At 61.1% G+C, this 21,550-nt stretch carries 19 protein-coding genes; 8 read left to right on the top strand and 11 right to left on the bottom strand.

The window, feature by feature from the left end:
• Nucleotide 1: 1 nt before the first annotated feature.
• The 4 genes from ACTXGA_RS21645 to ACTXGA_RS21630 form a co-directional block, all read right to left on the bottom strand.
• The gene (locus tag ACTXGA_RS21645; RefSeq protein ID WP_443396799.1) at nt 2–1,504 is read right to left on the bottom strand and encodes a tripartite tricarboxylate transporter permease; all 1,503 of its coding nucleotides are present in this window, start codon (nt 1,502–1,504) and stop codon (nt 2–4) included.
• Complete coding sequence (locus ACTXGA_RS21640; RefSeq protein WP_443396798.1) at nt 1,501–2,076, bottom strand: tripartite tricarboxylate transporter TctB family protein; 576 nt, start codon at nt 2,074–2,076, stop codon at nt 1,501–1,503. Before ACTXGA_RS21640 ends, ACTXGA_RS21645 begins: the two co-directional genes overlap by 4 nt.
• A 103-nt stretch (nt 2,077–2,179) precedes the next feature.
• Nucleotides 2,180–3,181 (bottom strand): Bug family tripartite tricarboxylate transporter substrate binding protein, encoded by a 1,002-nt coding sequence (locus ACTXGA_RS21635; protein WP_443396797.1) that lies wholly within the window; start codon nt 3,179–3,181, stop codon nt 2,180–2,182.
• A gap of 134 nt (nt 3,182–3,315) precedes the next feature.
• On the bottom strand, nt 3,316–4,263 hold the full coding sequence (locus tag ACTXGA_RS21630) for a LysR family transcriptional regulator (protein ID WP_443396796.1): 948 nt from the start codon (nt 4,261–4,263) through the stop codon (nt 3,316–3,318).
• A gap of 107 nt (nt 4,264–4,370) precedes the next feature.
• Between ACTXGA_RS21630 and ACTXGA_RS21625 the strand changes: the two genes are divergently transcribed.
• Together ACTXGA_RS21625 and ACTXGA_RS21620 are read left to right on the top strand one after the other, a co-directional pair.
• Entirely contained in the window at nt 4,371–6,053 is a 1,683-nt protein-coding gene (locus ACTXGA_RS21625) for an FAD-dependent oxidoreductase (protein ID WP_443396795.1), read from the top strand.
• The gene (locus ACTXGA_RS21620) at nt 6,054–6,869 is read left to right on the top strand and encodes a sugar phosphate isomerase/epimerase family protein (RefSeq protein ID WP_443396794.1); all 816 of its coding nucleotides are present in this window, start codon (nt 6,054–6,056) and stop codon (nt 6,867–6,869) included.
• A gap of 64 nt (nt 6,870–6,933) precedes the next feature.
• On the opposite strand, the gene ACTXGA_RS21615 is transcribed toward ACTXGA_RS21620, so the two are convergent.
• From ACTXGA_RS21615 to ACTXGA_RS21590, 6 genes are all read right to left on the bottom strand, one after another.
• A complete protein-coding gene (locus ACTXGA_RS21615) occupies nt 6,934–7,242 on the bottom strand; it encodes a MocE family 2Fe-2S type ferredoxin (RefSeq protein WP_443396793.1) in 309 nt (102 codons plus the stop codon).
• A 10-nt stretch (nt 7,243–7,252) separates the two neighbouring features.
• On the bottom strand, nt 7,253–8,332 hold the full coding sequence (locus ACTXGA_RS21610; RefSeq protein ID WP_443396792.1) for a fatty acid desaturase family protein: 1,080 nt from the start codon (nt 8,330–8,332) through the stop codon (nt 7,253–7,255).
• Between the two features lie 353 nt (nt 8,333–8,685).
• The gene (locus tag ACTXGA_RS21605) at nt 8,686–9,309 is read right to left on the bottom strand and encodes an ABC-type transport auxiliary lipoprotein family protein (protein ID WP_443396791.1); all 624 of its coding nucleotides are present in this window, start codon (nt 9,307–9,309) and stop codon (nt 8,686–8,688) included.
• Between the two features lie 6 nt (nt 9,310–9,315).
• Nucleotides 9,316–11,058, bottom strand: a complete 1,743-nt coding sequence (locus tag ACTXGA_RS21600; RefSeq protein WP_443396790.1) for an MlaD family protein — start codon at nt 11,056–11,058, stop codon at nt 9,316–9,318.
• 6 nt (nt 11,059–11,064) lie between these two features.
• Nucleotides 11,065–11,844 carry an ABC transporter ATP-binding protein gene (locus ACTXGA_RS21595; protein WP_443396789.1) on the bottom strand — a complete coding sequence of 260 codons (780 nt, stop codon included), beginning with the start codon at nt 11,842–11,844 and terminating at the stop codon, nt 11,065–11,067.
• On the bottom strand, nt 11,844–12,923 hold the full coding sequence (locus ACTXGA_RS21590) for an MlaE family lipid ABC transporter permease subunit (RefSeq protein ID WP_443396838.1): 1,080 nt from the start codon (nt 12,921–12,923) through the stop codon (nt 11,844–11,846). Before ACTXGA_RS21590 ends, ACTXGA_RS21595 begins: the two co-directional genes overlap by 1 nt.
• Nucleotides 12,924–13,131: 208 nt before the next feature.
• Between ACTXGA_RS21590 and ACTXGA_RS21585 the strand changes: the two genes are divergently transcribed.
• The gene (locus ACTXGA_RS21585; RefSeq protein WP_443396788.1) at nt 13,132–14,064 is read left to right on the top strand and encodes a LysR family transcriptional regulator; all 933 of its coding nucleotides are present in this window, start codon (nt 13,132–13,134) and stop codon (nt 14,062–14,064) included.
• 144 nt (nt 14,065–14,208) lie between these two features.
• Nucleotides 14,209–15,045 carry a DUF481 domain-containing protein gene (locus ACTXGA_RS21580; RefSeq protein WP_443396787.1) on the top strand — a complete coding sequence of 279 codons (837 nt, stop codon included), beginning with the start codon at nt 14,209–14,211 and terminating at the stop codon, nt 15,043–15,045.
• Between the two features lie 329 nt (nt 15,046–15,374).
• Here ACTXGA_RS21580 and ACTXGA_RS21575 read toward each other — a convergent pair whose 3' ends face one another.
• The gene (locus ACTXGA_RS21575; protein WP_443396786.1) at nt 15,375–17,696 is read right to left on the bottom strand and encodes a DUF1989 domain-containing protein; all 2,322 of its coding nucleotides are present in this window, start codon (nt 17,694–17,696) and stop codon (nt 15,375–15,377) included.
• 159 nt (nt 17,697–17,855) lie between these two features.
• On the opposite strand from ACTXGA_RS21575, the gene ACTXGA_RS21570 reads away from it, so the two are divergent.
• The 4 genes from ACTXGA_RS21570 to ACTXGA_RS21555 all read left to right on the top strand — a co-directional run bounded on the left by ACTXGA_RS21570 (nt 17,856) and on the right by ACTXGA_RS21555 (nt 21,350).
• Nucleotides 17,856–18,854: a LacI family DNA-binding transcriptional regulator gene (locus ACTXGA_RS21570; protein ID WP_443396785.1), complete on the top strand. Its 999-nt coding sequence runs from the start codon at nt 17,856–17,858 to the stop codon at nt 18,852–18,854.
• 186 nt (nt 18,855–19,040) lie between these two features.
• Nucleotides 19,041–19,211, top strand: coding sequence for a hypothetical protein (locus ACTXGA_RS21565; protein ID WP_443396784.1), 171 nt, complete (start codon nt 19,041–19,043; stop codon nt 19,209–19,211).
• On the top strand, nt 19,208–21,058 hold the full coding sequence (locus ACTXGA_RS21560; protein ID WP_443396783.1) for a Na/Pi cotransporter family protein: 1,851 nt from the start codon (nt 19,208–19,210) through the stop codon (nt 21,056–21,058). Before ACTXGA_RS21565 ends, ACTXGA_RS21560 begins: the two co-directional genes overlap by 4 nt.
• 43 nt (nt 21,059–21,101) lie before the next feature.
• Nucleotides 21,102–21,350, top strand: coding sequence for a hypothetical protein (locus tag ACTXGA_RS21555; RefSeq protein ID WP_443396782.1), 249 nt, complete (start codon nt 21,102–21,104; stop codon nt 21,348–21,350).
• Nucleotides 21,351–21,550: the final 200 nt, after the last annotated feature.

The raw sequence follows: 21,550 nt of genomic DNA, 5'->3' as shown, positions 1-21,550 counted from the left end.
GTCATGCTTCCTTGAACAGCTTGGATTTGCCCCAGCGCCAGACCGGCGTCTGGGACACGAATACGAGGAGGACGGCGACAAACAGCACCAGCGACAGCGGGCTGGTCAGAATGCCTTCGAAGAACCGTCCAAGATCCTCACGCTCCGAGATGATCGCCCGCCGCCAGTTGTCATCCAGCAGGCGCGACAGGATCACACCCAGGATCACCGGCCCCAACGGATAGCCGTAGTGCCGCATGAAATAGCCGAACACGCCGAACCCGAGCATCCAGTAGACATCGGTGATCGAATTGTTCACCGCAAAGGCCCCCACGATCGACAGCAGCATGATCAGCGGGATCAGGACGCTGCGCGGCATCTCGACGATCTTCGTGAACAGCTTGATACCGGTCAGGCCGAAGAGCAGCATGAAACAGTTCGCCGTCACAAGGCAGCCGACGATAAACCAGAACATGTCGGGCTGGTCGATCATCAGCATCGGCCCCGGGTTCAGCCCGTGGATGAACAGCGCGCCGATCATGATGGCCGTCACCGCGTCACCGGGAATGCCCAGTGTCATCATCGGGATGAAGGCCCCGCCCACGGCGGCGTTGTTGGCGGTTTCGGGCGCGACCAGCCCCTCCATCGCACCGTCGCCAAAGGGACGTTCAGGGTGTTTGGTGACGCGTTTGGCGTGATCATAAGCCATCAGCGCCGCGATATCGCCCCCGGTGCCCGGCAAGGCGCCGATGACCACACCGATGGTTGAGGTCTGCAGCGACAGCGGCAGGTGTTTCTTCACGGTCGCCAGCGACGGCACGATGCGGCTGATCTTTTGCCGGACTGCGTCCTTGTTCACATGATGCAGTTGCAGCAAAGCTTCGGAGACGCCGAACATCCCGATCATCACCGCGATGAAGGAAATCCCGCCCTCCATCAGCTTGAGATCAAAGGTAAAGCGTTCGGTAAAAGTCAGCGGATCGCGGCCCACCGCGCCAATGGCGATGCCCAGCGCACCCGCAAAGATCCCCTTGACCAGAGAGCCCTGCGAGAGGGAGCCCACCAGAAGGATGCCAAGAATGGCAAGCAACATGTAGTCGCGCGGCTGAAACTTCAGTGCGAAATCCGACACGAAAGGCGCGGCCAGTGCCAGAACGCCGATGCCCACGAAACCGCCGATGAAGGACATGACCGTTGTCACACCGATGGCGGTCCCCGCCTCCCCGCGCTGCGCCATGGGATAACCGTCAAGCGCTGTGGCGATGGCCGATGGCGCACCAGGGATATTCAGCAGGATCGCCGTGCGCGACCCGCCATAGACACCGCCCATGTAGATGCCGATCATCAGGGAGATGGCGGGGTAGACATCCCAGGAAAAGGTGAACGAAATCAGGATCGAGACGGCCATGGTGACCGACAGGCCCGGGATCGCGCCGACATAGACGCCGGCAAAGGTGCCCAGACCGACAAGCAAGAGCAGTTGCGGCTGGGTGAAGACCAGCAGGAAATCCATCAGCGCGCTCATTGCGACCCTCCGGAAAAAATCGAGCGGAAGAACTGAACCACCTCAGCCTCTGGCACGATGCCTGCCGGCATCAGCACCGAGAAGACGATGCGGAAGATCAGCCAGATCACCACCAGGGAAGTCAGCGACACCATCGCGGTCCAGCCCCAGCCGCGCCGCGACAAAAGCTTGATCGCCACGATCAGGAAAGCAGCCGAAACCGGCAGAAACCCCACGGGTTTCAAGGCAATGCCGTAAAGGACCAGAAGACCGGCGAAGACAATGACCGTTACTGGAACGATGTCGCGCATCAGGCTTTCGGCGCGATCAAGAGGCAGGCGGACGGTCTTCAGCACAACGATGGCCGCGCTGATCAGCATGGCAAAGGTCGTCGCCAGAGGGATCGACCGGGGGGAAGACAGGCCGTTGGGGCCAAAGCTGTTCTCGATACCCCAGGCGTTCCACATGAGAACGCCACTGGCCACCAGCATCACCAGCGCAAAGCCAAGCTCACCCGGTCGGCGTTTGTGCGCTTCGCCCCCTGGCGTGGCGTCGGACGTGCCGTCGTGATGTTCCGGATCGATTCTCTGCATGGCGCTCCCCTTCCCGAAGAACATTGAATGCAAAGGACGCCGCACTTCGCCTTGGAAATGCGGCGTCCACCGTGCCGCGGGTCAGATGACCCGACAGGGAAAGTTATTCTCCCGGACGCGCGATGCCGAACTCTTCGGGCGAAGTCTTGGTCAGGCCCGCGTCCTGCAGCAGCCATGCGGTGCCCTGCTGCCACTTCGACAGGAAGTCCTCAGCCTCGGCGCCGGAAATGCCCATCAGGGTAAAGCCGCGGCCTTCCATCAGCTCGATGAACTCGGGGTTCTTGGCGGCCTCGGCATAGGCTGTCGACAGTTTGGCAACCACGTCATCCGGCGTACCCTTCTTGACGAAGACACCAAAGAACGGCCCCCAGGGCAGATAGGTGTTGTAGCCGTCGTTCACCGCGGCCACGGCCTGCACGCCGGGCAGCTTGTCGTTCTCGGCCACGTCCACAACGGCCAGCGCCTTCATGTTGCCGGCCCGGATGCCTTCGATGGCAGCGCCCAGAACGGCGGGCATGACGTCGATGGCACCACCCTGCAGACCGGTCAGCGCCGGGCCGTCACCGTCATAGGGCACCTTGATCACGTCCAGTTCGCCCTCGACGGCGTTGACCATGGCGGTCACGACCGACGGCAGGCCGCCCGGGCCGGTCGATCCGAAACGGACCTCTCCGGGGTGCGTTTTTACGTATTCGATCATCTCTGCGTAGGTGTCGAAAGGCGCATCATTGTTGGCGACCAGCAGCGGCGTGCCACGCGCCAGTAGCGCGACAGGGATGAATTCGCCGTAGTCTTTGTCGCCCAGGCCCATGATCTTGTAGAGCATCGGGTTTTCGGCGCCCATCAGCAGGGTGTAGCCGTCAGCATCCGCGTCGGCGACATAGTTCAGCGCGATGGCGCCCACTGCGCCGGTCATGTTCTGCATGACGACAGAGCCGCCCAGAACCTCTTCGGCATGGGGTGTGATCGACCGCATCACCGTATCGGTCGAGCCACCGGCCCCCCACTGGATGATGCCCTGGATTTCTTTTTCCGGGTATTCGGCCACGGCCATGCCAGTGGTCAGAGCAAGTGCCGCAACGGCACCGAACAGAATGCGCTTCATGGTATCCTCCCTATACGTCGTATCCTTGGCCACCCTTGCCGGGGTCCTCCCGGCCAGGTGGACGACGCTTGTGACATTCGCCGATGAAGCAGCGTAACGTCAAATACAATAATCTTGCGATCATTAACCTGATGTTATTTTCGTCCTGCCCCGGAACCGGCCCCGCTGCGCAGCCACGGGCCGTCATCAACGGCCTTTTCCAACTCGCGCCGGAATTGCTGAATGGCATATTCGGCGAAACCTGACAGGACCCGCCCCTTCTTGCGCACCACATAGATCGCGATCTTCGTTTCCTCCTGCAGCGGACGGCGGGTGACACCGGGCATGTAGACCTCAGCAACCGAGAATTCGTCGATCAACGCCACACCCAGCCCGTGCCGCACAAGGCTGACCAGTGTTTGCGCAAAACGCCCGCGCATGGCGTGGCGGACAGGCAGCCCCACGCGTTCCATCGGTTGCGCAAGCAGTCGGCCGTAGGGGTCTGCCGGGTCAATTCCAATCAGATCTTCCTGCGCGAGATCGCGCACCGACACAACGGATTGCTCCGCCAGCCGATGACCGTCCGGCATGATCGCCACCAGTCGGCCCTCGGCGATCTTTTCATTCTCGACGGCGGCGTTCTGGACCGGCGAACTCATGATCACGAACTCGCCACGTTCCAGCAGGAGATAGTCCACCGTCTCTTCGATCTTGAGGATGTTCAGGTCAATGAACAGGTCGGAATAGCGCGTCCTGACCCGCCGCATCACGCGCGCGGCGATGAATTGGGCCACCGACGGGGCCGAGGCATAGGCAAGGCGCACGTCCTCCCCCTGTTGCAGGGCTCCGACAGCCCGTTGCAGGTTTTCCACACCCTTGTAGACCTCACGCACCTGATCAAAGACCTTCGACGCCTCAATTGAAGGAACGAACAGCCCCGCTTTGCGTTCGAACAGGCGGATGCCCAGCGATTCCTCGGTGTGTTTGACCAATCGGCTGATGCCCGGGGCCGAGACATTCAGCATCTGCGCCGCACCATTGATGGTGCCGGTCATCATCACGGCCCGGATCACCTCGATCTGCCGCAGGGTCATTTCCGCCATGTGTGCCTCCCCTTTCGAATGAACATGACGTTAAGCTGAGCGACAAACAAGCATTTGACGTTACGCGAGTGGCTGAGGACTCTGCGCCGGTCAGAGGAGGTTTCGGGGTGCGGACAGAGGAATGCGATCTGCTGGTCATCGGCTCCGGCGCGGCGGGTCTGGCCGCTGCCGTCACCGCCGCGCATCACGGGTTGCGTGTGGTCCTTGCGGAAAAATCGGGGACGCTTGGGGGGACCACAGCATGGTCCGGCGGATGGATCTGGGCCCCCTGCAATCCGGTGGCGCATCGTAACGGCATAGAAGAAGACATGTCAGAACCACGCCGCTATCTTGCCGCCGTGCTGGGCAACAGTTTCAACGCGGAACTGGTCGATGCCTTCCTGCAGGCGGCACCAGAAATGGTCGGCTTCTTCGAGCAGAACACCGCGCTGCAATTCGATTGCGGCGCAAGGATCCCCGACACCTATACCCATCTGCCGGGCGCGGGCATGGGCGGACGGTCCGTCATCGCGCAACCCTATGATGCGCGCGGCCTTGGGGCCGATGTGGCGTTGCTGCGCAAACCGATGACGGAGACGACCTTCTGGGGCATGACCATACAGGCCGGGCCGGATTTGCGCGCCTTCATGACGGCAACGCGGTCGGTCGCTTCGGCCATTCATGTGACGCGGCGCCTGTTGCGCCATCTGTGGGATCTGGCCCGCCATGGACGCGGCATGCAGCTGCGCAACGGCAACGCACTGGTGGCGCGGCTCTTGAGGTCAGCCTTGGATCAAAGCGTTTCGATCCGGACACGCCATGCCGCGATACGTCTGTTGGAGTCAAAAGGCACCGTCACCGGCGCGATCCTGTCCGGCCCCAATGGTGACGTGCATGTTTCCGCAACCCGGGGCGTGGTGCTGGCCGCAGGTGGCTTTCCGCATGATGCCCAGCGCCGCGCGGCGCAGTTTCCAAGGGCAGAAAACCACCTTTCGCTGGCCCTGCCCGCAGCAACGGGCGACGGGCTGCGCATGGCAGAGGCGGTTGGCGGCCAACAGGCGCAAACCCTTGCCTCGCCTGCAGCATGGTGCCCCGTGTCCCGGGTGCCCTATGCGGATGGCCAAACCGGCACCTTCCCGCACATCATCGACCGGGGAAAACCCGGGGTGATCGGCGTTCTTGGGAACGGGAAGAGGTTTTGCAACGAGGGTCTTGGCTATCACGACTATGTCCGCGACATGCTGGCGGCACTGCCAGACCAGCAGGAGGCGCAAAGCTGGCTGATCTGCGATCACCGGTTCATACGCCGCTACGGGCTGGGGATCGTGCGCCCAGCCCCCGTGCCGCTGCGGCCCTGGCTCCGAAACGGTTACCTGATCCGCGCAAAGACGCCCGAAGGATTGGCCCAGGCCTGCGGCATCGACCCAGAGGGCCTGACCCTGACCATCTCGGAATTCAACGACCATGCCAAACGGGGCGAAGACCCTGCCTTTCACCGGGGCACCACGCCCTACATGCGCCTGCAGGGCGATCCCGACGTAACGCCCAATCCCTGCCTCGCCCCGATCGAGGCCGCTCCCTACTACGCGGTCAAGGTCGTGCCCGGCAGTTTCGGCACCTTTGCGGGGCTGCGGACCGACGGTCAGGCCCGCGTCCTTGACGCGGCGGATCACCCAATCCCCGGCCTCTACGCCGCCGGCACCGACATGGCCAGCGTCATGGGCGGGCATTATCCGGCGGGGGGGATCAACCTTGGCCCCGCCCTGACCTTCGGCTTTGTCGCGGGTCGCAATGCCGCAAGGAGGACATGAATGCGCCTGCTGTCGCTTGCCCACTTGACTGCCATCGACCTGGATCCGCCGGCGCTGATCCGGGCCGCCGCAGAGGCGGGTTTCGATGCGGTCGGCTTGCGCCTGTTGCAGGTGACGCCGACCTCTCCGGGCTATCCTCTGATGACCGCCCCTGTCTTGATGCGCGAAACGCAGGCCGCGCTGCGCGAGACCGGCCTTTGGGTGCATGACATCGAATTTGTCCGCATCACGCCCGAAACCTCCGTCGCCTCGCTGCTGCCATTTCTTGATGCAGGGGCCGCGCTTGGGGCGCGTGAGGTCATCACGGCCCCCTATGACCCGGATCATTCCCGGCTTGCCGACACGCTGGGACAACTGGCCGAGGAAGCGGCATTACGCGGCCTTGGCGTTTCGTTGGAGTTCTTTCCATGGACCGACATCCGCACCGTTGACGACGCTGTGAGGATTGTCGAACAAGCCGGGCCCACCGTGGGCATCCTGCCTGACAGCCTGCATTTCGACCGCTCGGACAGCAGCCATCAGACATTGTCGAACCTTCCGCCCGACAGGTTGCGCTTTGCCCACCTGTGTGATGCGCCGGTTTGCCCGCCTTATGATGCGCAAACGCTGCTCTTTGCCGCGCGTGAAGAGCGGCTGCCTCCCGGTCTGGGTCAGATCGACCTGGGGGCCTTTTTGGCAGCCTTGCCCGCAGATCTGCCAATCGGGATAGAGGTGCCACAGACAGCGCGCATGCGATCAGCCCCTGCCGCGCGTGTCATTCAGGAAACCTGCCGCGCAGCCCGCCGGTTTTTGGCGCAGCACTCAGAGCAACCTTGATCGCTGCCCCTTGCCCCTGTTCAGCACTGATGGGCAGATCGACATCGGTCGGATCGTCAGCGCCTCAGATCTCGATCCAGACGCGGTCTCCTTCGACCTTGGTGGGATAGGTCTTGAGGTTCACACAAGCCGGGGCACGCAGGGCTTCGCCGGTACGGTAGTCGAAGGTGGCGTTGTGCTTGGGGCATTCGATCTCGAAGTCCTGCACCAGCCCGTCCTCAAGATGCACATGCTCATGCGTGCAGAGGCCATCGGTACAGAAATACTCATCGTTCGGGCTGCGGTAGAGCGCAAACGTGCGGCCGTCGTGATCGAAGCGGATCAGGTCCTCTTCGTCGATGTCGCCGGTGGCACAGGCGTCGATCCAGGGCATACCCAGGTCCTTATTCTGCGGGCACGCCAAGGGCGGCGGCGTGGAAATCTTCGCGGTAGGGTTTGGCGTTTGGCGGCAGGTCGCGCTTGAGGAAGAAGTCCTCATAGGACAGCTGACGGCGCAGGACGGGCAGGATCTCTACATAGGCCTGCCAAATCGATGTGTTCGGCGCGGGCAGATCGTATTTGATCGCCTCATGCAGGTCCGGCAGCCTGTGATAGGGCACCATCGGGAACATGTGGTGATCCACGTGATAGTTCATGTTCCAATAGATGAAGCGGCTGATCGGGTTGATGTAGACCGTGCGAGAGTTCAACCGGTGGTCGGTCACGTTTTCGGCCAGCCCCGCGTGCTGCATGACGCCGGTCATCACATGGTGCCACGCGCCGTAGAGGCGCGGCAGGCCGATCACCATCAGCGGCAGGATCGACCCCATCCAGAGCGCCAACAGGATCGTCGCCGCGTAGATCGCGGTCCAGATGCGGGCGACGCGGATCACCTTGGGGCGCTCCGTTTCGGGGATATAGTTGGCCTCTTCAGGATCCAGCCGCCCGGTGGCGTTCAGCAACATCCTCGCCCATCCGTTCCAGGCGTCGAGAATACCAAAGACATTCAGAAAGATGCGGAACAGGGCGGGCGGGCGCATGGCGACGATCTCGGGGTCGCGACCGACGATGATCGTATCGGTGTGATGGCGCGCAAGGCTCCAGCGCCAGCTGACGGGATTGCGGACCATGCAAAAGCAAGCCACCTGATACAGCCAGTCGTTCATCCAGCGTGTCTTGAACGCGGTGCCATGCCCGCATTCGTGCCAGCGCGCATCCATCTCCGATCCGTAGAGCACGCCATAGGCCAGCCAGAATGGCGCGGACCACCAGCTGGGCCAGAGCGCGATGCCGAGGCCCGCGAAGGCAAACATGCAGGCGAACAGGACAATCGTATCGCGGATCGCGGGCTGATCTGCTCGCGGCATCAATGCCTTCATCTGCTTGCGCGGGATGTCCGTGTGAGACCATTCGGCGGCGGCCAGACCGCTGTCGACCGCGTGCCGGGCGTCTTTTCCCAGCAATGAATAGTCGCGTTTCGCCATGACAGCTCCTCCTACCGTCGTGCGCTGACCATAGATCGGATCGCGGAAACCTGCCAATATTGGCGACGCATTCTCTATCCCCGGGCACCATTCACTACATGCCCGAAGATGTTTTTTCATCATTTCGGAAATAGCTCAAAGATTGGCCATGCACCGGACCGAGCATATCCGGGATCGATTTACGGGTGCCGCCGCTTCCAAGTGGTCTGTGTATCGCGACAGGACGCGACACGACATTGGACACTCATCAGATGACGACTTGTCCATCTGGATGTCAGGGCCTTTCGCCGGAGGCTAGGCGAGCAAGACAGGCACCGCATAATTCGGGCCCAATCCGTCAATGCCCGCCTGCATCAAAGTCCCGGGACACCGACCAGCCAATCGACCACGTCGGTCAATTGCTGCGTCATCGCCACGTCAAACGCGGCAATAACCTGTTCCGATGATGTATCGGCAGCACCCACCGTATTGCTGAAACTGCGCGACGAAACGACAGTCCCATCTGAATCGCTCAACAGCGTCATGCTCGACCGGATCTCAACGGTCACTTTCTCGTCGGTGATTTCCGCCTGAAAGGCCTGCAAATCCGTCATCAGAACATAATCCGGCGACGGCCCCGATCCGGCACCGGCGACCAGAGCGAACTTGCCCGAGTTTGCCAGGGAGCGAACCAGCAACAGCTGCACATGATCGGCCGCTTCGTCGATCCAGCGTGCATCCTGCAGCGTCTGGACCTGTAGCGGGGTCGGTTTGATCACGATACGGTCACTCGTCAGCGCCCCGGTCGCGGTCGGCATGGCCACTTCAAGAAGGCGCCGCCCCTTTCTGATGTGGTTCGAGCCGGCGGGTAGCGGACTAAGCTCGTAGGTTTCCAGTGGTTTGGCGGCGGAGTCGAGGCTCGAAATCGCAGAGCACCCGGCCAAGATAACCAGCCCCATCCCGATCGCTGACAAACGCAGTGCGGCAAGGAATTTCATGTCCGATTATCTCCTGAACTCAGGCAGGTTGTTACCAAAGAAGAACCGCGCCGGGTCGCGCTCCATCTTTTTGGCCAATTGCTCCAGACGGGCCACCAATTGCTGGGACTCACGCGCGAACTTGGTGAATTCCGGCAGCCCGGTCCGGGCGAATGACTGGATCGGCGGTGCGCTGGCCGCGACGGTTTTGTCGATATCCTGAACCACTTCCAGCGCGCGGGCCATGACATTGCGCAAGTCCGCCGTGATCGCGGGCAGGTCCTTGGACAGATTGGCCATTGTCACCCGGATCTGATCCGCGGCTGTCCGAATATCCGTGATCGCGGGCCCGAAATCCGTCGCGATAATCGTTTCCGCCTTGGCGAATGTGCTCTGTGCAACTTCCAGCGCCTTCTCTGACTTGGCAAAGGCCCGATCCAGATTGGCGAGGGTCCGGTTGGCATTGCGCAGCGTTTCCGTCGCGGTCTTGAGGGTCGTTTCGCCGGTTTCCACCAGCGGGTCCAGCCGCGTCGTGAAAGCTGTCACATCGGTGGACACCCGATCGACGACTTCGGTGGCGGATGTGACCGCCTTCCGCACTTCCGCCAGCAGCGCCGGGATGTCCGTTTGCAGGATTTCGTCCATGCCGGTGATCGTGGTCTGAACCGATTTCAAGGTCGCCCGCGCATCTTTCACCAATGCCGTCCCCTCTCCATCCACCAATTTCTGGAAGTTGACAGAGGCACTCTCGACCGCGGCGAGTGACGTCCGCGCGTCCTTCAGTGTGAGGTCCAGCGAAGCGATTGTCTTTTCGAATTCGGTGAACCGTTTCGTGGCCACGTCGGCAGAGCCGCCGAATTGCACCAGCACCTCATCCAGCCGTGTGCGCAGGTCTTTCGTGGCCGTGTCGATGGAGTTGATCGCCGCCGAGACTTCGTCAGCGATCTTCGGAACCCTGTTTTCAACCAGCGTGTCCACGTTCCCGATCGTTTTCTCCGCGGCGGTGAATGCCCCGGTTGCCGAGCGCATGGTTGGTTCGACCTCAGCGATGGCCACCTTGGCCACGTCCAGCGTTTCGTTGATCTTTACAAGCGACGTCTGGACTGTCTTTGCAATCTCATCCAGCCGCCCGGTGAATTTCGAAATTTCGGCGGTGCCTTGGGAAACACTCTGAGAAATTTCTGAAAAATCCTTGAGCGCCGTGTCCAGCTGGCTCGACGCACTTTCGAGGTTCTTCAGAAGATTTGCGACCGAATCCCGGTTCTCCGTCCCCAGAAAGCTCCTGATTTCCTTGATTGCCTCGACGGCTTCGGCCACCAGGTCCGGCGCATCCTCGGTCAGGGCCTGCACGACAGACCTTTCCGCCGGTATCAGCGGCACGGCGGCAGGGTCAGCCGCATCACGCAACAACGGGGCGCCGGGACTTCCACCAGTCAGTGCGACGAAGGCAACGCCTGTCACGCCTTGCGAATTCAACTGCGCGGAGGTGTCGGTCTTGACCGGAGTATCCGCCGCCACCTCTATCCGGACCCGCACCTTGCTGGGATCCTCCGCGTCGAGGCCAAGGCCGATGACCTTGCCGACGGACAGGCCGTTGTAGCGCACATCCGCCGCCATCCCGAGGCCGGACACGCTATCGAACAGCACCTCGTAAAGCGCATACTGGCGGTCAATCTCGACTTTGGCGAACCAGATCAAAAGACCCAGAAGACCAAAGATGCCAAGGACAGACACCGCGCCGATCAGCACGAAATTGGCTTTGGTTTCCATCCGCTATCAGCCCTCAGTCCCGATTCCCGCCGCGCGCGCCCGGGGACCATGAAAGTACTCGTGTACCCAGGGCTGGTCCACGGTCAACATGTCCTGCATGGTGCCCGTGACGAAAACCTTCTTTTCGGCAAGAACGGCAATCCGGTCACAGATTGCATGCAGGCTGTCCAAATCATGCGTCACCATGAAAACGGTCAAGCCCAGTGTCGTCTGCAACTTCTTGATCAGGGCATCGAATGCAGAGGCGCCAATCGGATCCAGTCCGGCCGTGGGTTCGTCAAGGAACACAATCTCGGGGTCCAGTGCCAGCGCCCGGGCCAAACCGGCGCGCTTGCGCATCCCGCCCGAAAGTTCTGATGGGTATTTGTCGCAAGCCAGTTCCGGCAATCCGACCATCGAGATCTTGAGTTCGGCCAGCGCGCGGCGTGTCTCTGCCGACAGATTCGTATGTTCGCGCATCGGGACCTCGACGTTCTCGCGCACCGTCAGCGATGAAAACAGCGCCCCATCCTGAAACATCACGCCCCAGCGCTGCTCGACCGCCTGCCGCGCCTCATCCGAGGCTGTGAGCATATCGGTGCCGAACACGTTCACGCCGCCCGCCTTGGGCCGCAGCAGTCCGACGATGGCCCGCAACAGAACTGATTTCCCAGTGCCCGAACCGCCTACAACGCCAAGAACCTCGCCGCGGTAAACGTCCAGATCGAGATTGTCGTGTACGACATGATTGCCGAACTGCGTGCGCAACCCACGGACTTGAATGATCGCTTCACGAGGTTCTGACATCAAACCCCCACGACGGCAAAGAAGACCGAGAACATCGCATCCGCGACGATGACAAGAAAGATGGACTGCACGACCGACGTGGATGTCAGGCGGCCAAGGGATTCCGCGTCTCCGCCAACCTTCATCCCCTGGTAACATCCGACGATAGCTATGATCACGGCAAAGAAGGGCGCCTTGATCAGACCCACGACATAGTGCCAGACGTCCACCGAGTCGTAGAGACGCGTCTGAAACATGCCGGGCGAGACGTCCAATTCGATCCAGGACATCATGGCCCCGCCGAACAGGCCCATGACATCCGCCACAAAGCCCAGCAAAGGCAGCATGAAAACCAGCGCCAGCACCCGGGGCAGAACCAGAACCTCGACCGGATCGAGGCCAAAGGTCTGCATGGCGTCGATTTCCTCACGCATCTTCATCGAACCGATGGCCGCCGTGAATGCCGCGCCCGACCGGCCTGCGACGATGATCGCCGTCAGCAGGATGCCCAGTTCGCGCAGGATCGAGATTGCGATCAGATCAACGACAAAGACTTCGGCCCCGAACTGCCGTAACTGAACGGCCCCCTGAAACGCCATTACCACGCCGATCAGAAACGCCATCAGTGAGACGATCGGTATGGCGTTGAAACCAATCTCCTGCATGTGATGAACCAGCGCGGTAACGCGCAATCGCCGCGGATGGAGGATGACACCGCCAAGGCGCACGACAACTTCGCCAAGGAAACTCAGCATTTCGAACAGGCTGAAAACGCCGCTCCAGATTTTCAATCCGACCGCCTCCAGCCAGTCGAAGAAACCGTGACGGGGCTTTGGGGCGATCCCATGCGTCGGAATGCTCTTGCGGACAACCTCCAGCAGTTCGCTGTGGACTTGTGATGCACCGACGATCTGACACTGCCCGCCACGGTCTTGAATCCGGGTTTGAGCGTCGATCAAAAGCCAAGCCCCGGCGGTATCCATTGCCTCTACCGCCGATAGATCCAGCGTGACCTCTGGCGACAGTTCTGCCGCCACGACTTGCGCGCGTATGTCTTCGAGTCTGGCGACGACCAAGCGTCCTGACAATTGCAGGTTCATGCGGCTATCGATACTGGCCAGCCCCTCGGTTGGCATCACGCATTTTGTCTCAGTCACGCTTCCCGAAACCGATCAAATGGCGCGCGCACCTTCTACGCCCGGGTCAACGCGCAATTGCGCGGCCAGCAAATCACACCAAACCTCGTGATCAAATGACAAGGTCAGCAAAGAAGGTTAATCTGCCGGTTAATCGCAAAAAAACTCATGGATGGACCTGTTGGATATCGCGCTGATCCGGACCTTTCTCGAAGTTGCCTCGACAGGTTCATTCGTAAATGCCAGCGAACGCCTGTTCGTGACCCAATCCGCCGTAAGCCTTCGGGTGGCACGGCTGGAAAACGAGCTTGGCAAGCCGTTGTTCACCCGATCGAAGGCCGGGGCGGAACTGACACCGGCGGGCCGCGAGTTCGAGCGTTACGCCCTATCGCTGATCAGGATCTGGGAAGAAGCCCGGCAGCAGGTCGGCATACCGGAGGGCTATACCAAGTCTCTGAGTATCGGAGCGCAGTATTCCCTTTGGCCCAGCCTCGGGTTCAAGTGGATCGACCTCCTTCAGTCGCGGATGCCAAGCCTGAACGTGCGCGCCGAACTGGGCATGCCGGACCGCCTGACCAGATTTCTGGTGGAAGGGACCGTCCAGATCGGGCTGATGTATTCCCCGCAATTGCGACCCGGATTGGTCGCGTCCCGGGCGCTGGACGAAGAGCTTGTGCTGGCCGCGTCGTTGCCCACCAGTTTCGAAGACATCGCGGAGCATTACGTCTTCGTCGACTGGGGGCCTGAATTCGTGCACGCCCATGCGCTTGACCTGCCGGAACTCACGAACCCGGGCCTGACGCTGTCTCTGGGGGCGATGTCGGTGCATTATCTCCTGTCTCGCCCGGCCGCGGCCTATCTGCCCGCACGCTACATCAAGCAATACCTCGATGCCGGTCAATTGTTCCTTGTGCCGGACGCCCCGGTCTTCCCCTACCCGGTCTGGACCATCTGGCGAGAGGACCTGGACGAAGACATCCGCGAGACCGCCGAAGCCGCACTTGTGTCAATTCAGTCACAGATTCACAAGGATCAGAGCGCCGTGATTTCCGATCTGGTCGAGATCAGCGCGGGTGACACCGTGGAAGTGTTTGGAATAGATTGATTTCGTTTTGACGTGATTAATTATCACCTCAACCATGATTATATTAAATTTAACTCTTACATCACGGACCCCTAAATCGACTCCAGCAGAACCTGCTCCCACTTCCGGGAAGGTTCACCACCAAGTTGGGGAAGGATTAAACCAATGAAAACCCAAGCCAAATTCGGCGCAACCTTGATCGCGCTGATTGCTGCCCTGTCAGCCTCTTCCGTGTCCGCCCAGGACCTGACCGGCCGCGGCTCTGTCGCGAAGGATCTGAACGAAGACCTGATGGATGCCATCGAGGACGATGCCGAGCGCGACCTTGACCGCTTTGGCAACGAAGGCCGCCCGCAGGGCTTCACCGGCTCTTTCGCGCTGCGCGGCATTGCCTCCAGCGGCAACACCGACAGCCTTGACGTCGGCGTCGGCACCGACATGAGCTACGTCTGGGGCCTGAACGGAATCCAGCTGCAGCTGAACTATGCCTACGGCGAAGATGACGACGTCAAGACCGAGGAAAGCCTGTTCTACGACCTGGAATACACCCGCGACTTCAACCCGGCCTTCTTCGGCTTCGCCAAGGTTCAGGGCACTGTCGACGAATTCTCGGACTATGAAACCGACACCTTTGCCTCGCTCGGCTTCGGTTACCGGATCTTCAACGATGAAAAGCGCCAGTGGTCCGTTCAGGCCGGCCCGGGTTACCGTTTCTCGGAACTCTCCGACATCACCCGGGGCGACATCAGCGAAGAAGCGCTGGGCTTCAGCTCTGACTACGCGCACAAGCTGACGGACACCCTGTTCCTGACCAACGACACGGACGTGATCTGGTCGAAGTCGGACACCGTGGTCTACAACGACCTCGCCCTGAACGTCTCGGTGACAAACAACATGGCGCTGCGGACCAGCGTGCTGACCGAGCACCACTCCAAAGTGTCCTCGGGCGTGAACCACTTCGACAACACCTACGGCGTGTCGCTGGTCTACACGTTCAACTGATCCCTTATCGACCTCATGTGACCTTGGGGGCAGAGCAATCTGCCCCCCTTTTCTCGTGCTGGAGGGGCTGTTCGTGCGGGCAGGCCCCCTCCCCTTGTACCGGCTTATAGTCAACGTTCAGGGCGCAGCACAGGCTCTAGGTCCAAGGGCGTCAGACGTCACGGAATGGGAAAGCGGGGCCAATATGGCCCCTCTTGAGCGCCCTGTCGGTTGCGTTTGTGGGGACCGTTGCATTGAGCGATTTAAAGTAAGGTTCGCCTCTGCCGCGCGGTCGCCGAAGATTTTTCAGACGTTTCGAGTGACGACTACGCCGTCTTTTGAATCGGTGCTCACGCGCGGGCCTTCTCTCTCTTCGGGTCAAGGAATGGCAGGTCGACGACGCGCGCCGGCAGCCGCTTCATGTGGCCGTCAAGCTTGCCCACTTCCACTTCGGTTCCGGTCTCGGCGTTCTCCACCGCCAGCCGCGCCATTGCGATGGCATGGCCCAGTTGCGGCGACACGCAACCGCTGGTGATCACGCCGACCTGTTCGCGTCCGATAAAGACCGGGTCGCCATGATGCGGTGCCTCGTTGCCGCCCAGATGCAGGCCGACCAGCTTGCGGCGCGGCGCGGCGGCATTGCGTTCAAGCGCGGCGCGACCGATGAAATCGGGCTTCTTGAAGTCCACTGCGAACCCAAGGCCGGATTCCATTGCGTCCACGTCCGGGCCGAACTCGGCGCCCGCGATCATCAACCCGGCTTCGATACGCAGCATCTCCAGCGCATGCCCGCCCATCGGCACCATGCCCTGCGGCGCCCCCGCCGCCATCAATCCATCCCAGATCTCCAGCGCGTCGGTCCCGTCGCAAAAGACCTCGTAGCCCAGTTCACCGGTAAACCCGGACCGGCAGAGCATGAACATCGGCCCGTCCCGGTCGCGCAGGCGGGCGATGGTGAAGCCGAACCACTTGAGATTGTCGAGCGATGGCTTGGTCGGCTGGGTGAAAACCACCTCGCGCAGGATGTCGCGTGATTTCGGCCCTTGCAGCGCAAGGTTCACCATCCGGTGGCCCAGCGTCATGACCTGTACTTTCAGGCCCAGCGCCTCTGCCTGTTCACGCAGATGCAGCGCCGAATTGTCCGATCCGCAGCACCAGCGGAAGGCATGAGGTTCCAGTCTGAACAGCGTCCCATCGTCGAGAACCGCTCCCCGGGCGTCACAGACCAGCGCATAGAACCCGCGATGCTGGGCCAGCTTCGACACGTCGCGCGTCAGGCAATGCTGCAGCAGGGCCTCGGCATCCGGGCCGACCACATCGACCTTGCGCAGCCCCGACATGTCCTGAAGCGTGGCGGTGTTCTTGGTGGCCCAGTATTCCTCGATTGCGCCGGTGCCATCGAATTGCGCCGGCAGCCAAAGGTCCCGCGATACGCCGAAAGACGACGTCAGGGCCGAGGTGCGCGGGTGAAAAGCGGAGTGCCGGGTCAGTTTTCCAGCATCCTCCGGGTTGGCCCGCCAGACGACGGAATGGGTCAAGGCGCTGTCCTTTTCATAGACGCGGACGTGAATGTCCGTCGGATTCCAGCCATTGATGGGATCGACATCGTCGGGGCATGCGGTCGAGACGCAGACAAGGTCGGTGAGTGCCTCCATCGCCACGTAATCGCCGGGACGCGACCAGGCCTCGTCACCGGCAAGCACGTTCTGCCGCCAGTCGATCCATGAATTGAAAAAGAAGTTGATCGCGGGCCAGGCACGGCGGCGTTCGATGCCATAGGGATCGAACGCCTCGCTGATATTGTCCGAGCAGTTCAGGTGACCCGGATAGCCGCGCTCTTCATAGCCGCGCGCGGTGCAGGCCAGCGCAAAGGTGTCATGCCGCCCGACGGTATCCTGACGCACGGCCATCAGCGGACGCATGTCCTGATCGTAGAATTTGTCGAACAATCCCGGCAGCGGATAAGCGGCCCTGGCCATGGTCCGCGACACGGTGAAATCGATACACCGTTCGATGCCACCCTCCAGCGCGTCCGCCCGCAACGCCATGAAGTCCGAGCATTGCTGCCCCTCGACGTCTATGACTTGGACAAACTGGCCTTTTTTCACCTCATAGGCCTTGGCTGTTCCCCGCGCGACGCGGAATTCATCGACCACTTTTCCCAACGGATCAGGCAGCAGCAGGTCATTGGCCTGACCCTCGGGTGGTTTGACCTCGATCTGGATCGCGGCGCCGCCTCCGGCACAGATGTAATCCGGTGCAACCGGCGCGATGACAAAGACCTCGGCGCTCTGGCGCAGGCGGAAGATAAAACTTTCGCCGGGCGCGCCGCCGCCGAACAACCGCTGCCCACAGGCGTTTTCCAGACTGCCGCCGCGGGCGGCGATCAGTTCCCGCATCATCCGGTCGTCGAAGCGCCCCAATTCGAGGGGCTCTGCGGCAGAAGACGGCAAGTCGAGCGCCGACAGGTCGAATGCTCGGCGGTCCTCGGCCAGCGCGGTCAGCCAGATCGACGATCCGCCGTCCACATGGGTGATCGAAACCACGGAACCAGAAGGAGCACGTATGCGCCCTACCTCGCCATAGCCAACGTCCTGCCGGAGGCTATTCGCCTGCTTCAATCCACGGTACAGCCTGCGGGTCACTTCGCCTGACATGGCAGTATGCAGCATTTTTCCTCTTGCCCCGGCACAGGACCGCAGGTGACGGCCCCAGTATCCTGTTGCATCGCCAATCCGGCTCACAGCACACGAAATTGACATGTAACCGGTTTCATTCGATCATCATCCCAAGAGATTCGTCAAGAAAATTACCGTTGGGGTGAGGCAGCCGTGAAAAAACCGGGAGGAAAGATCAGAGATGTCGCAAATGCGACCGGACTCTCCATCGCCACTATCTCGCGCGTGATGAACGGCAGCGCCAAAGTCAGCAAGAAGACCCGTAAACTTGTTCTTGAGGCCTGCGCCCAGTTGGACTATCTCCCCAATCCCGCGGCGCGCGCCCTGTCAACCAGCCGGTCGAAGACCGTTGCGGCCATCATTCCGACCATCGAACACTCGGTTTTTGCGAAATTTATCGCCGCCATCGAAGCCACGCTTGGAGAGCACGGCTATACGCTGGTCCTTGCAATCTCGAACAGCGACGCCGACGAGGAGTTGAAAGGCGCCCAAAAGCTGTTGGGCATGGGGGCCGAGGCCTTTATCCTGAGCGGCGCGGCGCACAGCCCGACGTTGCTGGACATGTTCACACGGAGGCAAGTGCCGCATGTCTTCACCTCTGTTTGGGATCCCGCCAGCGCCAGCCCGACCGTAGGCTATGACAACGCCCGACTTGCCGGAGAGGCGATCCGTTATCTCGCCGAACGCGGCCACGACAGCATCGGCGTCATCCACGGGCCCCTCGCCGACAGTGACCGGACGGTTGCCCGGCGGCTGGGGGCCGCTGCAGTCGGGGCAGAGATTGCCCGGCTCGAGTTTTTTGAAACCGAGTTAAGCGTTCGTGGCGGAAAAGCCGCGATCTCCGAGGTGCTGACCGGCGCACCCGGACTGAGCGCCTTGCTCTGTTTCTCGGATGTCATCGCCCTGGGGGCCTATTTCGGACTGGCCGAAGCAGGAAAACGCGTTCCGGACGACATGTCGGTTATGGGGTTCGACAACCTCGACTGGGCCAGCCAAACGCTGCCACCGCTCACGACCATCGACCTTCCCGCTGCCGACATGGGGCGCGCCGCCGCTTTGCAGATAATCAACAATCTTGAAAGCGGACAGGCCCTGCAACCGCAGTTGCTTCCAGCCCGGATCATCGAACGGGGATCAGTCTCGACCGGGTAGCGGATGATCCAACCCGGTGGCTTCCTTGCGCCGGAGGGCCGGAATGGGGTTTTCGGCCTTCCGGGAAAGCCCCCCCTTGGATGACGCCGCTGATTTTTACAGCGGCCCAACAAATTTCCCCTGCGCCGTCTTTTACGCACAGTCCGGACGCATGATGACGTTGACGGACGCAACCCGGACGGCAGGATGGCAGATATGAGCCATGTCAATGAAACCCGCCTGTATCACGTTATGGTTCCGATCTGCATTGCGATGAAGGGAGTGCGCGTCGTGAAAATGAAGGCGGTCCAAAGACGGCTGGCTGAAGTCGGCCCGCCCTTGCCGCTGGCCACCGGTACGGCAGTTTTTCTGGCATGAAGCGATTTTACCTTCCGGCCGCTATTTCCGCACTCCTTCTGGCCTTCTGGTTCAGCCCGGACGCGCAGGAAATAGCTGCGGGCGTCGCGATTTTCCTCTTCGGCATGTTGATGCTTGAGGAAGGGTTCAAATTGTTCGGCGGGGGCGCGCTGGAACGCGTCTTGGAGAGGGCAACTGCATCGACCCCCCGGGCGATTTCATTCGGGGTCCTTTCGACCACGCTTTTGCAGTCCAGCTCGCTTGTCTCGATCGTCACCATCTCTTTTCTGAGCGCCGGTCTGATATCCTTGATCGGAGGCGTGGGGATCATCTTTGGCGCGAACATCGGGACGACGACCGGCGCATGGCTGGTCGCGGGGCTTGGGCTAAAGGTCAATATTGCGGCCTACGCGATGCCAATGATCGCGATCAGTGTCGTCCTTGTGTTCCAGAAGGCCAAGCCGTTGCGGGGCATCGGCTATGCGCTGGCGGGGCTGGGGTTCCTGTTTCTTGGCATCCACTACATGAAAGAAGGGTTCGACGCCTTCAAGGATCAGATCGACCTCACGCGCTTTGCCCTGTCCGGTCTGCTGGGCCTGTTCGTCTATTCCCTGATCGGAACCGCCGCCACCGTCGTCATGCAGTCGAGCCACGCGACGATGGTTCTGATCCTGACGGCGCTTTCCGCCAGCCAGATCAGCTATGAGAACGCGCTGGCGCTAGCCATCGGCGCGAATATCGGCACGACGATAACCGCTATCATCGGCTCGCTCGGCGCGAATTTTCAGGGCAAGCGGCTGGCGCTGGCGCATCTCATCTTCAACATGAGCACGGCGATCGTCGCGCTGTTGTTGATTGTGCCGTTGCGTGAGGCAGTGGACTGGATCAGCGACGCGGTGGGGATCGCATCGGCTGACTACGCGATGAAACTTGCGGTGTTCCACACGATCTTCAATGTGCTCGGCGTTGCGCTCATGTTACCTTTGCTGAGCCGGCTCATCACGTTCCTCGAAAACCGCATCCCAGAGGCGATGCCGGATGTCAGCCGTCCGCGTTACCTGAACGAAGCGGTCGACGAATTTCCGCAGACATTGGAAATCGCGCTGCGCAAGGAGGTGTCGCACCTCTATGAAAACGCGGCTGAACTGATCCTGCACGGGCTGAACCTGCATCGTGACGAGGTTTTCGCAACAGAGGATGTTGCCGAAGTGGTCCGCAAGAGCCGCAGCCCGCTCGACCTTGACCTGAACGAAGCCTACGAACGCCGGGTGAAAACGCTGTATTCAGGCATTGTGGAGTTCACCTCGCGCGCCGGGGACAAGCAGGTCGCACCAGAGATTGCCGAACGGATCTACATCTTGCGCGATGTGGCCAGCAACATCGTGCAGGCGGTGAAATCCATCAAACACCTGCGCAAGAATATCCTGCGCTACACCGTCCGGCCGCAGGGCGCGCCGACCGAGCTTTATGACGAATTGCGCACGCAAATCGCACGGATCGCGGTAGAAATCAGGAAACTCGACCAGACCGAACCGGACGACCGCAGCGCGCTCTGGCTCGATCAGGAACGTGCTCGGATCGAAGTGGATGCCCAATCGACATCCAGGCGGGTCGATGCCCTGATCCGCATGGGCGCACTGACGCCTGCCGCGGCGACGTCGTTCATGAACGATTCCGGATACGCCTTTGACGCGATGCACGACCTGATCGAAGCGGCGCGCAACTTTTTCATCGAGCGCGACAGCGCTATGGCCGAAGTGGAACGCATCCTGTCCCTCGACCAAGAAGAGATCGATGAAGCGGTGACAGACCGCGCAGGCGGCACGCGCCCTCACACGGGGCCGGAAAGCATCACGAAACCGTCATGAAACAGGTACAGGGTTAATCCCCAGGTCAGTATTGGAGCACCGCATGGGACTGAAAAATCTTGCCGCGAAAGTGCAAGACTACAACGCACGCCTCGAAAGCGGGAAGGCGAGCAAGATCAAGCCCCGCCATGTGGAGAAAGTCCTGCAGAAACTTCGTGCCAAATCGACGGAGCTGGAGGCCGAGATCGCGGAGGCACATTCCGCTGACAAGAAAGCCCGGCTGGCGGACAAGCTCCAGATCGCGCGCACCCATATCGAACGCGCCGAATGGCTGCTGAACGAGTTGGACTGACGGTTCGGCGACCCGCCGAGAGGGAGCCTCTTGCGTGACTACGAGGCCGTCGCACACAGGGACCTGTCCCGCTTGGTCTTCCCCCACTGAAGTGGTCCTCCGCTATGTTTAGGAAAACGGAGGAAATACATGGCCAACAGGCGCCCCAAGCCCGAAGAGATTGTCACGAAGTTACGGCAGGTTGAGGTTCTAACGGGGCA

Source organism: Antarctobacter jejuensis (assembly GCF_052266595.1).
Taxonomy (GTDB): Bacteria; Pseudomonadota; Alphaproteobacteria; order Rhodobacterales; family Rhodobacteraceae; genus Antarctobacter; species Antarctobacter jejuensis.
Note: the sequence above shows the minus strand (reverse complement) of the source record. Positions and strands in the feature narration are given on the sequence as shown.